The sequence below is a fragment of the Candidatus Saccharibacteria bacterium oral taxon 488 genome (assembly GCA_013099195.1).
Taxonomy (GTDB): domain Bacteria; phylum Patescibacteriota; class Saccharimonadia; order Saccharimonadales; family Saccharimonadaceae; genus Nanosynbacter.
This window is the reverse complement of record CP039999.1, coordinates 244,526-257,252: the sequence shown is the minus strand read 5'-3', so window position 1 is coordinate 257,252 and position 12,727 is coordinate 244,526. Positions and strand designations below refer to the sequence as shown.

Annotated in this window: 13 protein-coding genes; all 13 read right to left on the bottom strand. The window is 52.3% G+C overall.

Features of this window, described 5'->3' with window-relative positions; all coding sequences use genetic code 11:
• Nucleotides 1-26: 26 nt before the first annotated feature.
• The 13 genes from FBF28_01335 to cyaB all read right to left on the bottom strand — a co-directional run bounded on the left by FBF28_01335 (nt 27) and on the right by cyaB (nt 12,718).
• The gene (locus FBF28_01335; protein QJU08210.1) at nt 27-377 is read right to left on the bottom strand and encodes a hypothetical protein; all 351 of its coding nucleotides are present in this window, start codon (nt 375-377) and stop codon (nt 27-29) included.
• A 254-nt stretch (nt 378-631) separates the two neighbouring features.
• Nucleotides 632-1,507 carry a 16S rRNA (cytosine(1402)-N(4))-methyltransferase RsmH gene (rsmH, locus tag FBF28_01330; GenBank protein ID QJU08802.1) on the bottom strand — a complete coding sequence of 292 codons (876 nt, stop codon included), beginning with the start codon at nt 1,505-1,507 and terminating at the stop codon, nt 632-634.
• 457 nt (nt 1,508-1,964) lie between these two features.
• Nucleotides 1,965-2,372, bottom strand: coding sequence for a cell division/cell wall cluster transcriptional repressor MraZ (locus tag FBF28_01325; protein QJU08209.1), 408 nt, complete (start codon nt 2,370-2,372; stop codon nt 1,965-1,967).
• 235 nt (nt 2,373-2,607) lie between these two features.
• The gene (locus tag FBF28_01320) at nt 2,608-3,867 is read right to left on the bottom strand and encodes a glycoside hydrolase family 1 protein (protein ID QJU08208.1); all 1,260 of its coding nucleotides are present in this window, start codon (nt 3,865-3,867) and stop codon (nt 2,608-2,610) included.
• Nucleotides 3,868-3,912: 45 nt separating this feature from the next.
• Nucleotides 3,913-5,433, bottom strand: a complete 1,521-nt coding sequence (locus tag FBF28_01315; GenBank protein ID QJU08207.1) for an AAA family ATPase — start codon at nt 5,431-5,433, stop codon at nt 3,913-3,915.
• A 2-nt stretch (nt 5,434-5,435) separates the two neighbouring features.
• Nucleotides 5,436-6,413, bottom strand: a complete 978-nt coding sequence (locus FBF28_01310; GenBank protein ID QJU08206.1) for a DUF4868 domain-containing protein — start codon at nt 6,411-6,413, stop codon at nt 5,436-5,438.
• 45 nt (nt 6,414-6,458) lie between these two features.
• Complete coding sequence (locus tag FBF28_01305; protein QJU08205.1) at nt 6,459-6,878, bottom strand: ribonuclease HI; 420 nt, start codon at nt 6,876-6,878, stop codon at nt 6,459-6,461.
• Nucleotides 6,879-6,905: 27 nt separating this feature from the next.
• Entirely contained in the window at nt 6,906-8,570 is a 1,665-nt protein-coding gene (locus FBF28_01300) for a hypothetical protein (protein QJU08204.1), read from the bottom strand.
• A gap of 47 nt (nt 8,571-8,617) precedes the next feature.
• Nucleotides 8,618-9,778 carry a diaminopimelate decarboxylase gene (locus FBF28_01295; protein QJU08203.1) on the bottom strand — a complete coding sequence of 387 codons (1,161 nt, stop codon included), beginning with the start codon at nt 9,776-9,778 and terminating at the stop codon, nt 8,618-8,620.
• Nucleotides 9,759-10,373, bottom strand: a complete 615-nt coding sequence (locus tag FBF28_01290; protein QJU08202.1) for a hypothetical protein — start codon at nt 10,371-10,373, stop codon at nt 9,759-9,761. Before FBF28_01290 ends, FBF28_01295 begins: the two co-directional genes overlap by 20 nt.
• Entirely contained in the window at nt 10,370-11,440 is a 1,071-nt protein-coding gene (locus FBF28_01285) for a YvcK family protein (GenBank protein QJU08201.1), read from the bottom strand. Before FBF28_01285 ends, FBF28_01290 begins: the two co-directional genes overlap by 4 nt.
• Nucleotides 11,410-12,075 carry an SDR family oxidoreductase gene (locus FBF28_01280; protein ID QJU08200.1) on the bottom strand — a complete coding sequence of 222 codons (666 nt, stop codon included), beginning with the start codon at nt 12,073-12,075 and terminating at the stop codon, nt 11,410-11,412. The genes FBF28_01285 and FBF28_01280 overlap by 31 nt, the downstream gene beginning before the upstream one ends.
• Nucleotides 12,076-12,151: 76 nt before the next feature.
• Nucleotides 12,152-12,718: a class IV adenylate cyclase gene (gene cyaB / locus FBF28_01275; GenBank protein QJU08199.1), complete on the bottom strand. Its 567-nt coding sequence runs from the start codon at nt 12,716-12,718 to the stop codon at nt 12,152-12,154.
• Nucleotides 12,719-12,727: the final 9 nt, after the last annotated feature.

Genomic DNA, 12,727 nt, shown 5'->3' with positions numbered 1-12,727 from the left:
CCTATTGTACCACTTTTACCCCCAGGCTAGCGAGCGTAGTTCGTCTGCGTCGGTGTTTTCATCGCCGATGCAACATTGCTGTGCTTGACCTTTTCGAGCGCCGTCAGCCGCGCATTCTGCACCTCTAACTCTGACTTTTTCGTCGCCAGCTCATTCAACTGCGAATCCAGCCCCTCCGCCTCGTAACCATAGGCCGTCGTCTTGGTCGCCTGTGTCAAGTACACCAGCCCCAGCACCATAATCATCAGCGCCACCAGCACCGTATGCGCCACCGGCCCGAGCTTGGTCTGTGATCGAAAACGGGTGGCGTTCTGGTTACGGCGAAGCTGCGGCCCAGGACGACGCGGCGTAAATGTGGTGGATGAGCGTGTGTGCATAAATAATTTCTGTGTGTATTTAAATGTGTTAAGTTTGGTACTTTCGGTGGCGCGTCGTAACGACACGGGAAATACAGCCGGTCGGCCCGCCCTCATCTTAGGAGAACGAGCCGCCGAGCTTGCATACTTTTTCCGGGAAAACTATCAAGCGAGCTTACTTAGCCGCGGCGTACTGCAACGGTCTCAGCTGCTTCTGCGTCCTGGAATTGTACTTTGATGTGGATTGGCATGGTGTCGCCCTCCTTCTTTTTGTTTTATGTTTTCACGGCGTAGCGAAACTGAGCGCTTCGACTGCGCGGATTGTGAACATCTTCTGTTCCAGACACCGGTTTTTTCTCTGGGATGATCAGCTCGGCCTCGTAGCCGGCAGCTACTTGCTCCCAGAAATATCGCTTGACCAATCGATCCTCCAAACTATGAAAACTAATTATTCCAACTCGCCCGCCCCTAGTAAGGAGACGTGGCAGCAGCGGCAATAATTCTTCAACCAGCCGAAGTTCGTGATTGACTTCAATGCGCAGTGCCTGAAAGGTGCGAGTCGCCGGATGATGTTTCATCCCGCCGCGACCGACAGTGTGCTTGATCAGATCAGCCAGCTCAGTCGTTCCCCGAATCGGCCTAGCATTGACAATTGCCTGCGCAATCCGCCTGGCCCGTCCGGGACTTTCCTCGCCGTAACGAGTCATCAGCCGCGTCAGCTCATCAACCGAATACGAATTGACGATATCCGCTGCTGTCGTTTCCGTCCGATTATCCATCCGCATATCCAGCGGCCCGTCAAACCGAAACGAAAAACCTCTCTCTGCTCTGTCAAGCTGCGGTGACGACACCCCCAAATCAGCCAAAATCACGTCAAATGTACGTCCCTGCTTGACCAAATCCTGCGCTGCACTCACAAAATCCTTGTGAATCAGCGTCGCGCCTTTTTCGGCCAAATCGCCCAGCGTGCTAATCGCTTTATCATCGCGGTCAACCAGCACTGCGCCCAAGTAATTATCCGTCCTCCGTAAGAATTCCCTGGCGTGGCCGCCGTAACCAGCCGTTAGGTCGAGATACCTCTCGCCTCTGGCCGGCCGCAACCTATCCAAGGTCACCTCCAGGAGCACGGGAACATGAATCGGTTCGCTCATCTGAAGCACCTCCGACTGTGGTGGATGTTCTTTAATACTCATCATTGCTTTATTATTGTATCATCGGTCGCGGCGATTCTTCGAGATTTACTCCTCTTTACGCGCCAGGCGACATTCGTCGCTTGGGCTGCAATCGCTGTACGGAGATAAATCTCGAAAATCTTGCGACCAGATACAATAGCAACGCTCGAGATCACCTAACTGGATATTTAATTCTGGCTGTTTTGTATTTGTGTTTTGTTTGTTTTTTGTCTTAAGAGTGGAAAATGGATGATTGTCAGTGACAACCATAGTTTCCAAAAGAGACTTATGTGTGAGGTGGAGTTTTTTGGGAGGTGTTTTGAGGAAAGAACGTTGCCGTTTTTATCGTGGAGCAAAGTGCCACCTGCCATCTTCAAATACCCAGATAGTTGATCTCGAGAGGTTTTCAAATTGTTAAAGTACTGACCCCAGCTAATCAATCTGCATTTTCAGCCGCCATCAGCCGAAAATACGCGCCCGCCCGCACCGCCACGACTTCCCGGTCAATATCGGCATAGTCGAGTAGATGCTGCTCAATCGTCACCCGCCCCTGTTTCTGGTCAAGCGCCGAGGCGGTTTTACCGCGGCGAAACTTGACGTTCAGGTCGGCCACCCGCTCATCCAGAATACTTCCGGTCAGCGCACCCTCCACTTCCCGATCCCAGACTTGCTGCGGATACAGGTGGAGATATTTGCCAAACCCGCGGGTCAACACGACGCCGGACGCAAACTCTGCCCTGAGCTCGGCTGGGATCGTCAAGCGCCGCTTGTCGTCCAACTTTCGCTCAAAGTAATCTGTCTGCACGTCGTCCTTCCTCCGTGGTAGATTAGTTGGTTTTTTCACAGTGGATGTTTGTTTTGGTTGGTGTTACCGCCAACATTCGTTCCACTGATTCCACTATACTACCCACAACTACCCACATGCAAGCCTTTTTACCCACTTTCTACCCATTTCCCTACTAAACAAAAACTTTTCCACGATTTTGTGGAAAAGTCTAGTGGTGTGGTATACTGGCGGAGCGCTACTCTCTCTAGTATGTCGCTTTACATTCGAATCTAGGGTTATGCGAAGCTGGTCACTATTTCCGCAGCTTCTTGATCACCGCCGCGAACCAGCGTGCGCTTGGCCGTACCGTCCGGGTCATGGTCTGCCGATCAACTGCTACCAGACCAAACTTTGGCCAATAACCCTTGTCCCATTCAAAATTATCGAGCAGGCTCCAGTGCAAATAACCGATTAGATTGACATCATGCTTCAGCGCCTCATGCATCGCCTTGATCGTCTCGGTCAGCCACCACTGCCGCTGACTATCAGTGCCATCCGCCAGCCCATTCTCGGTAATCATAATCGGCAACCGATAGCGCTCGGCCACGTCCTCCAGTAGATACTGCAATTTATCCGGCTGCATATCCCAGCCGAGATCGCTGACCTTCAGATACGGGTCATGCACCCGATAGCCATAAATCCGCCGGGCAAAGTAATAATTGATCGCCAAGTAGTCACTGTGCCGCCGCACTCGACGCAGCACCCACGTGTTCAAGAAATAATGTACCACCCGCGCACTAGCCCGGCTGAGAATCGCATCATCGCCCGGATAGCAATAGATCAGATGATGCGCCATCGACACTTTCCACTTTTTGCGAGCACGCGTCAATTTATACACTTTTTTATGCGCCGTAACGAGGTTACAGAGCACGCGCAGCATATCACGCTTGCGAGTTTTATTCGGCGGCCAATGCCCCTCGAGGTAACTCTCGCCGGCATAGACAGTCGGCTCGTTAATCGTCACGATCCACTCGATGTCGCGCCCCAACTCGCTCAAAACTTTCTCAACATAATACACAAAATATTTGATATTGCGCCGCTTTTCAAAGCCGCCCTTAGCTGCAAACCACTCTGGTAGTGTAAAATGAAACAGCGTCACCACCGGTGTAATACCCATCTTTTTCAGCGTCCGTAGATACGTCCGATAGTGGGCAATCGCCGCCGCATCCCACGCACCTTCCTGCGGCTCAATTCGCGCCCATTCAATACAGAACCGAAAGGCATTCATGTTGAGGCTCTTGAGAATCGCGAAATCTTCCTCATAGCGATGGTAATGATCGACACCCCGCCCCGATACGTAGTTGTCAGGCCTGGTCGCCTCTTTTTTAATACGCGGCCAGCTGTCAATATCACCAAATTGATGCGGCGCCTGCACGGACAGCCGCTTGGCATGCTCAAGCTCCCACGTCGTCCACTGATTCACCAGTCCGCCCTCGACCTGATGCGCCGACGTCGCTGCACCCCATAAAAACTTCTTTGGAAACACGATGCGTTCAGATTGCTTCGTTGTCATCAAAGTATATTATACCAAGTTATTGGCCAAACTGCCAGCCAAGCGTCACTGCACCACATCCTCCCCAAAATGTTTCTGCAGCCGCATCTTAATCGAGCCTTCGTGACGACCAAGCTTTTGACTAAGCTGCTGGATGGTCGCGCCTTGTAAAAATTCCTGTTTGAGGATGTCGTCGTCAGCTTTTTCCCACGGCATATAGGCCTTCGGGTACGTCTCACGCATTTTGGCAATTTTTTGCTGCCAGCTAGCGGACTGAGGCTTTTTGCCAGATTTTTTCGGCACTGACTGCTTTTGCTTCATTTCCTTCAGTATCGGACGATAGTGCTCGGCCGCTTCATTACTTGCCCGCTGCAATACCTCATCAATTGCCAGCGCATCCGGTGAAATTTCCAGCGCCTTGCGGTTAATTCCATATAGATACAAGTTATCCAAATCTCGCACCCGACTCAAAGCCACATAACCCATGCCCTCAACAAACGCTTTTCTCAGGTCAATCTTAGCTGCGTCAAGCGTCATGCCCTGGCTTTTATGCACGGTGATAGCCCACGCCAGGCGCAGTGGCACCTGCGAGATACTCGCCCGCTTACGCTCACCGTCACGCAGCTCCCACACATCCGGCACCATGGTCACCTGCTGACCACTGCGAAACTCCACGATCGGATAATCGGTCAAGGGCTCAAAATCCACCACCGTACCGATGCTACCGTTAGCGTACAATTTCTGCGGCGAATTCTTCACGGCCATGACCAACGCACCCGGTTTCAACACGAGTTCACTCGGCGCCAGCACCGACCGCTGTAAGCTCTCGACGTATACTTTCGAGCCAGTCGTCGTCTGCTGATACCTTCGCTCCTCGCCCACCAGCTCTGCCAGCTTCTGGCTGTTGATAGCGTCAACATCAACATTGACGGTATGTAGCTCGGTGATGTCACCATCAGGCAGCTCAACCTCCGTCCGTGCCAGCAACATCTCAGCGTGATGTCGCCTGATATCGTCATGTCTCAGTGCTGTCAAAATCTCGAGGAGCTGCTCATCATTTTGCCGATATTGCCGCTCCAGATACAGCACCGCCGGCTGCAGCTCCTGCCACGCTTCCGAATACACCACAAAGCCGCCGCCCTGCTCGCCCGGACGATTGATCGGCGGTAATTGGAAAAAATCACCACTCATCACCAGCTGCACACCGCCAAACGGCTGGTCGTTTTCCCGGACACCACGCAGCACCTGATCGACCATGTCTAGCCGAAAATCATGCAGCATGGAAATCTCATCAATTACCAACACATCAGTCTTGGTAATCACCTCACGCCGCGTTTTTGACAGCCGATCAAAAAAGTTGTTCGCCAAGTGATCACTGACACCAATGCCGCTCCAACTGTGAATGGTATTGCCACCCAAATGCGTCGCCGCCAAGCCCGTCGTCGCTGTTACCGACACCTTTTTACCCTGGTCACGCGCCTGTGCAATAAACGTGTTCAGCAGGTGTGTTTTGCCGGTACCCGCCGCGCCCGTCAGCAGCGCCGACCGACCGCTCATCAAAATCGCCAGCGCCAATTCTTGGTCCATACTTAACCTCGCGGTGGTTCGCCCTCTGGCTCGCCCAGCAGTTTTTTCGATTTAATTTCGTATCGCTTGCCGGTAATTTTACTCTCGATATAATCCTCGTTGATCAAGTTCACAAACATATCCAGATCATTACCATCCATAATGATAATCGCGCCGTTATCATCACTCATCAGCTCCAGCTGCATCTCATCAGCATAGTCCAGCACCTGCTCTTGTTTAACTTCGCCAATCTCTAATTTCTGTAGTTTATTGATGGTCTTTTTGCGCTCCTTGACCAGCGCATTTAGATCCAAGCCCTCTGGAAAACTCAATTTGTATTCCTTTTCAATTTCCGCCACTTTCTTATCAGCAATCACCTGCTTCTTGTATTCATAGCCAAACATCCGCTCAAACTTGCCTGGATTAAAGGCGAACATATCCTGACCGATGATCAGCACCTGGTTATCGTCTGGCACCTTAAACCCGACTTCCGCCTTAAACGCACCAAACTTGCCGTCAGAAAACTCCCACGCCAGCGCGCTTTTGAGTGTCTGTCCCTGCTGAATTAACTTAGCCGTGTAAAAGATTTTTTCTGGATGATTTGGATCAGTAAACCGCGCTATCACGCCCTTCATCCGTTTGAACTCATGCTCAGTTTCCGAAAATTCCACGATGTCGCCGCGCTCATGCTCAATCAAATGAAGCAAGGTTTCCGCCCGGCCGACCTTGGCGAGGTCCGTCCGCAGCAGCACGTTTTCTTCCGCTTCGCTCAGCTCATAATCGCGCACACTGAGGCCGGTGCCCGCCCCCAAATTAACTTGATTGATATAATCAAACAAAAATAGCGGCCGCAGCTGCTGCTCAACATCACCTTTCAAAGGCATAACATACGGCGTATAATTTTTATTAAATAAGAACAGCTCTATCTGTAAATCGTTCTTCTTCGCATCAGTTTGATTGGCCCACAAAAAAATATCAGTCGTTTCCCTCACTTCTTCCATGAGGGTAATTATAGCAATTTTTGTACTGAACCGCCAGACGGCTGATTATAGCCGCTCACCCAGCCGCGCCCGATTCGCCCACTCATCTGCCAGCTCATTGCCCTCGTCACCCTCATGACCGCGCACCCAGCGGAGTTCCGCCTGCGACTGCACATATAACTCGTATAATTCCTGTACGATATCCAAGTTCTTAATCTCGCCACCCTTCTTTGTCCAGCCGCGCTGCTGCCAGCCTGGCGCCCACTTGGTCACCACATTGATCCAAAATTCGCTATCAGTATAAATCACACATGGCGCGCCGTCAGCGTCCTGAAGTGCCGCAATCAGCGCCTTGCCTTCCATGCGGATGTTAGTCGTCTCGCCGTCCTCGGAGCCCAAGATCCACGGCTGAAGATCCTTAATCACCGCGAAGCCACCCGGGCCGGGATTGGGGCTAGTCGAACCGTCAGTGTAGTAAATTGTCATATTCTGATTATACATAGTTTGCCGAGACTAGGCGAGCTCATGACACAAGAAATGATATAAATCCTCCAGCAACGCATCACGCGCCGGAGTTGAACGCTCATTTACTTCCAGATCATGGCTGGCATAGTCGCGCCGCTGGTGGATCTGCTTGAGCAGCTGAGACATCGTTTGAGCAATGGCATGTTTATCTTCATCAGAGACTGGGCGCTGCCGCTCCAGCTGACGAATATATTTATAAATAATGTGCGCCACCTCTCCCGTCCGCGATCGCCGACGCTCATCCTCGGTGACAAATTGCACTTCGACCGGCACGCCCTTGTCTAGCCCTGGATAATCCATCAGGAAAGTCGTCTTGGAAACCTGATATTTCTGACCGCGCTGCTGCACACTTTCAGCATCCTGGACCACAAACTCGCAGCGCTCTGTATCAAACCCGCGTTGCTCCATCTCCCGGCGAACGGTAGTAACATAATCCACCGTACCATGGACACAAATGGCACTGGATTTACTGGCGGCCTTTTTCAGCTGAAACGCTGGGTTCATATCAATTCGCCGCTGCAAAAACTCCACGAAATCATGTGCCTGAGCTTTCACATTCTTTGATATAACGGTCAAACCGAGCACATCCATCGGCGTATACTCCGGTTTGCCATTCTGACGAGCTTCATGCACCTTGGCCGCCCACGACCCCACAGTTTTCAGGCGATATTTTCCCTCTACTTCCTTACCATTTTGTGCCACAAAATCCCCAATATGAATCGGCCGATTATGACACGATGCTTCGCTGCGCAAACCGACCACTGCTTCGGTCTCAACTTGCTCAGTACCAAAAATTGTATTAACTAAATTGCGGACACCAACCTGGCGAATTGTCTCATACTGCTCGCGGATCTCCTTGACGAGATCATGCTCGCCCTGCCCCTTCAGCCGGATGATATGTGCCTGTGAACGCAAACTTGCCGCCAGCCCATCAAATCCCATCACTTCACACAGCGGTGCATAGAACGACTCCGCCTCCAAGACATCCTGCAGTTTGGCAGATTCACGCGACGATGACGGATGGCGCATATTGTCGAGTAGCTCACAGGCCTTGATAATCACCGCCTCAATATTGGTCTTATCCAAAAACTCAGCCATCTGCTCCACATCAACAAATGGCTCGATCTGCCGCCACGCTTCAGCCGGTACCGAACCTTCGTAACGATCCGTGATAATCTCTCTGATATTTTCAGGAATAGTATTAGCCACCTGTAGTCGGTGTCGGCCAGAAACCTCTTCTACTAGAATAAAGTCCGCTAGGAGCGACGCTACATATGAACCCTGCTCGTGCGTCATCCCAGTTCCAGGATTCGTAAATACATCGGCCAGAGCCAAGCCAGCAGCCTGTCGACGCTCCGGTGTACACTTCTGGCTATCTCTGTTATGAAAGCGGTCGACCACATCATGCAGCAGCACGGCATGAATCGCCTCGGGCGGTAGTTTCAAACCGGCAAACTCCTCCACCAGTTTCATCGTTCGCTCAGCATGCGCCATCAGATCCTTTCGCTCATTCACACCTTCACCTTGAAAATACTCCTTGAGTGTCAACTGAAAAGGAGACTCAAGAGATGGACGTTCAAGATTGATCTCAAATTTCTTTTGTAGCGTGCCCAGCTCTAGCTGCTCACTGCACGAAGAACATAATTCACTCATAATTCAGTTTGTTATCAAACTGGGCTATTATAACAGATGATGTATATTTAGTCAATAAAATAGGTGCCGGCGTCAGGATACGCATTGTACTGTTTCAGTGACATACTCTGGCAATACGCCCCCGCATCAAAGATCACTAGCTTATCGCCAGTCTCTGCCCGGGCCAGCTGCCGCGATGCGAGATTTTCTGGGTTGCTGGGCGCTGGTGTCAAGATATCGCCCGTCTCGCAGCAGTGCCCCACCACGATGTACTCTCGCTGCTCCTCGCGACCCGCGAGTACCATCATCTCGTGCTGTGCGCCATACATCCCTGGCCGCGTAATATCGTTCATACCAGTATTAAGGCGCAAAAATGTGTGACCATCTGCACCAGTATCAACGATATCCACCACTTCTGCCATCAACACACCAGCACGCGCTACCAGCCAGGTTCCCGGTTCAATCTCTAGATGTAGTCGCCGCCCGGTTTCCTCGGCAAAACGAGCCAATTTCTGAGAAAACACCTCACAAATTGCCGCCAGATCCGCCTCTTGTTCATCGCCAAACCGATGCACCTTAAAGCCACCGCCAATGTCTAAACTGGTCACCTCCGGCAGTCGCCCAACCAGCGCCAATGCCGCATCCATCGCCTCGCCCCACAACCGCGGATCAGCACCCGAGCCAATGTGAATATGCAGCCGATCAATCGTTATGTTGTGACGCCTCGCCAGCTCCAGCGCCTGCTCAGTATACGCATGCCACAGCCCAAAGCTGGAATTAACCCCGCCGGTCATCGTCCGATTATTATGCCCCGAACCCATACCAGGATTGAGCCGCAGGCCGACCGTACGTGGACGATATGGGCTCGCCGCAACCAGCTCCAATTGATGAAGTGACGTCGCCACGTAGCGCACGCCAGCCCGGAGCAGTTCATCGAGGTTGTGCGCCGGCTGCTGGCTAGAGAGGCTGATCGTTGGGCCGCTCACTCCCTGCTTGAGTAATAGCGCCGCCTCGTAGCTTGAGCTGGCATCAAATTGCAACCCCAATTCGTCGAACAGCCGTATAATCTCAGGATGTGAATTTGCCTTGGCCGCGTAACGCACCGTCAAGCCAAACGGCACTCGGCACGCCAGCGCCTGCTGGGCCCGCTCCATTAGCATCCGCCGCGAGTACACAAAACTCGGCGTATCAAGCACTTCGGGCAGTCGATCAATTGGAAAGTTCATCATTACCAATTATACCAGGAATCTGGCTCAATGCTGTCGCTACTGGCCACGCTGGATGTTCTGGCGCCACAATGCCGTTATATTCTGCCGTTTGAATAAAACACACAGTATCAGGCAGCTCACTGCCGATTGGCTTGTCATCAACCATCCACACCTCGCCAGTCGGACACTGCTTGCGGAAATACTCACCTTTCGACTGTAGTGTGGTAATAATCTCTGCCTCCTTAAGCGACGGACATAGCGCCGCCTTGAACCGCTGGTAATTCGCTGGCCCATAGGTCAAGACATGCACGGTTCCGCGGTGCTTGGCCCACGTCACCAACTCAGCCACTCCGTCGTACTCCATTCGCCCATCAGCCAACGTCGACTGAAGCAGGAACGAGAACGCCTCCTTTTCATCCAGTCCCGCCGCCCGCACATGCGCCGCAAAATCATAATAATAGGCTTTCCCGTCACGCACATAAAAGTCCGTCCGTCGCGCCAGCTCTGCCTCGCTATCAATGCCAAACTGCCGCCCAAGCAGCCCCCACTCTGCCTCGTCCAGCTCACTTGTCCGAAACAAGGTGCGATCAAGATCAAGAAACACCCGCAGGCTCATGAAAAGTAAATCCTCATTAGTTCTCGCGCGATTTTATCGCTGTCGTGACGGATCAAACTACGCAGCGCCGCCAGCGGATCGGCCTTTTTATTATGCTGGCGAATGCCATGAGCGATCAGGTGTTTGCCCGAGGCATAGTAATGCTTTTTCTTGAGCTCTTCCTCATCCCATTCCACCAAATACTCACCATTGTGCGCGTACTTATCAAGCAGCTCCTGTGGTGGACGATAATTGTTATACAGCACATAATCCATGCTCACCCCAGCAAACCGCTCAATTTCATCGACAAAGTCTGCCACCGTAAAGCCGTCGGTCTGCGTCGGCTTGGTCACGAGATTACAGACATACACTTTCTTAGCCTTGGTCTCAGCCAAAGCCCGCGTCACACCGCGCACCAGTAGCGCTGGCGCCAGACTACCGTACAACAACCCCGGCGCTACCACCACGAGATCAGCATCCAGAATCGCTTGCCGAGCATGCGGATTAATCGTTGCCGGTGGACTAAGTTCCAGCCACGGCCGCTCATCACCCGGAATATTCGTCACCTCGATGGCATGTTCACCCGCAACGACTGTACCGTCACGCAGCTTTAACGATAGCTTGGTATCGTCCAGTGTGATCGGAAATACCCGCCCATTGACGCCGAGCACCTCGCTGGCCGTCTCGACCGCCTGCGAAAAACTCCCCGTCATCTTTTCCAGCGCTGCCATGAATAAATTACCAAATGCATGCCCCTTCATGCTACCCTCGTCAAACCGGTAATTGAACAGATCGCGCACCTTTGGCGAACTGCTCAGCGCCACTAGACATTGCCGCACATCACCCGCCGGCAATACACCCAGCTCATCGCGCAGCATGCCTGTCGAGCCACCGTCATCAACCATATTGACCAGCGCCGTGATGCTGTGGGTATATTTTTTCAAACCCGACAGCAGCGTGAAACTACCAGTTCCGCCGCCAATTACTACAATTTTTACTCCAAAATATTCTCTACTCAATTCGTATGTCATGCCCGCATTATAGCACTTCAGCGAGGCTAGACCAACGTACCCTTTGGTAGTGGCCATTCGAGGAATGTCTGGTACTGCGTGTTAACGGCGGTCAATATATGCTCAGCCACCTTGGCTGGGTCGTTGAAGAAAGTATAATCGTCCGGCTGATGCCCCCGCCAAAACGGTGTTTTCATCGCTCCGGGCAAGAATAGCGCCACGCGAATCGGTAAATGCTGCTCGTCTGCCTGCAACGCCAAGCTGCGCGCCAGGCCCGCCTGAGCGTGCTTGGTCGCCACATATACCGCTTCGTCCCCGCGAGCTTTGATGCTGCTGGTTGAGCCAATCACCGTCAGCGTAGATCGTATCCGCTGCTGCGCCATCCTATGCCAGGCCCACTGTACCAACGGCAACGGACCAGCGAAATTAACCTCCGCCATCGAGCGCACATCAGGCTGATCTTCGAAATTACCGCGCCAGCCGTAGCCCGCCGCCCACACAAATTGTTCAATATCGTCATCACCCGACATCTGCTCGATCCGCGCCGGCGCTGCCTCTACCTGCTCGGGATAATATACGTCTAGCGAAAATCCTTCACCGTGTTCCTGAGCGTTATGCGTCTTTCCCAGCACCAACACGCGTTTGCCGCTTTCCCTGAGCTGTCTGGCCATTTCCAGGCCAAGCCCGCTCGTCCCACCAAGAATAATATGCATGTGGTTATTATAGCAGGAGAAATGATGGGCTGTAAAATGCCAAGCGAGGCACCTCAATTAAGATAATTGAGCGTCTTTACTGTTCCCTCAACTTCTTCATCAGGATATCATAGCCATCCGTCACCTCATCGTGCCGGCTACCAATCCCCAACTCAGCCATCTCGCGCCACAAACCATTGACTATAGCGACAGGATCAGCATCCTCATCGGCTAATTGCTCTAACTCTATAAAGTCACCTAAGCCCTCCACCGAATCGACACATACTTCTATACCATTTAACGTGCCAGTCTGGCGAATCTTTGACACATCCGAAAACGCTACAAAGCCCAGCTCCTTAACGATAGCGATCACAGCATCTGGATCGCGAACTTCTGTTTCATGCTCAATACTATCCAGCTGCCCGGTCACTGATCGTTTGAAAGTGAATAACGCCCGCTTTGTTGCATCTTCACCTTGTCCACGCGTCTCGGTACGCACTCGCAACCAAGGCGCTGTATTGCCGTCACCACCAGCTTCTCCCGACAAACCAAACACCTGATCACGCTGATGCACTGGCTCGCTGAGAACAACACCCTTAGCCGCCAGCGCAGCCAGCAACCCTTCTTTATCTCGCAATCTAACTTTTATCTCAATTTCTCTCATATATGAATG

What these genes read in the sequence shown, in the direction of transcription:
- FBF28_01310 (QJU08206.1), bottom strand. Translation starts at nt 6,413, where the DNA reads ATGGAAGAAGTGAGGGAAACGACTGATATTTTTTTGTGGGCCAATCAA.
- FBF28_01290 (QJU08202.1), bottom strand. Translation starts at nt 10,373, where the DNA reads ATGAGCCTGCGGGTGTTTCTTGATCTTGATCGCACCTTGTTTCGGACA.
- FBF28_01280 (QJU08200.1), bottom strand. Translation starts at nt 12,075, where the DNA reads ATGCATATTATTCTTGGTGGGACGAGCGGGCTTGGCCTGGAAATGGCC.
- FBF28_01285 (QJU08201.1), bottom strand. Translation starts at nt 11,440, where the DNA reads ATGGCCACTACCAAAGGGTACGTTGGTCTAGCCTCGCTGAAGTGCTAT.
- FBF28_01305 (QJU08205.1), bottom strand. Translation starts at nt 6,878, where the DNA reads ATGACAATTTACTACACTGACGGTTCGACTAGCCCCAATCCCGGCCCG.
- FBF28_01300 (QJU08204.1), bottom strand. Translation starts at nt 8,570, where the DNA reads ATGAGTGAATTATGTTCTTCGTGCAGTGAGCAGCTAGAGCTGGGCACG.
- FBF28_01295 (QJU08203.1), bottom strand. Translation starts at nt 9,778, where the DNA reads ATGATGAACTTTCCAATTGATCGACTGCCCGAAGTGCTTGATACGCCG.
- rsmH (QJU08802.1), bottom strand. Translation starts at nt 1,507, where the DNA reads ATGAGCGAACCGATTCATGTTCCCGTGCTCCTGGAGGTGACCTTGGAT.
- FBF28_01320 (QJU08208.1), bottom strand. Translation starts at nt 3,867, where the DNA reads ATGACAACGAAGCAATCTGAACGCATCGTGTTTCCAAAGAAGTTTTTA.
- cyaB (QJU08199.1), bottom strand. Translation starts at nt 12,718, where the DNA reads ATGAGAGAAATTGAGATAAAAGTTAGATTGCGAGATAAAGAAGGGTTG.
- FBF28_01335 (QJU08210.1), bottom strand. Translation starts at nt 377, where the DNA reads ATGCACACACGCTCATCCACCACATTTACGCCGCGTCGTCCTGGGCCG.
- FBF28_01315 (QJU08207.1), bottom strand. Translation starts at nt 5,433, where the DNA reads ATGGACCAAGAATTGGCGCTGGCGATTTTGATGAGCGGTCGGTCGGCG.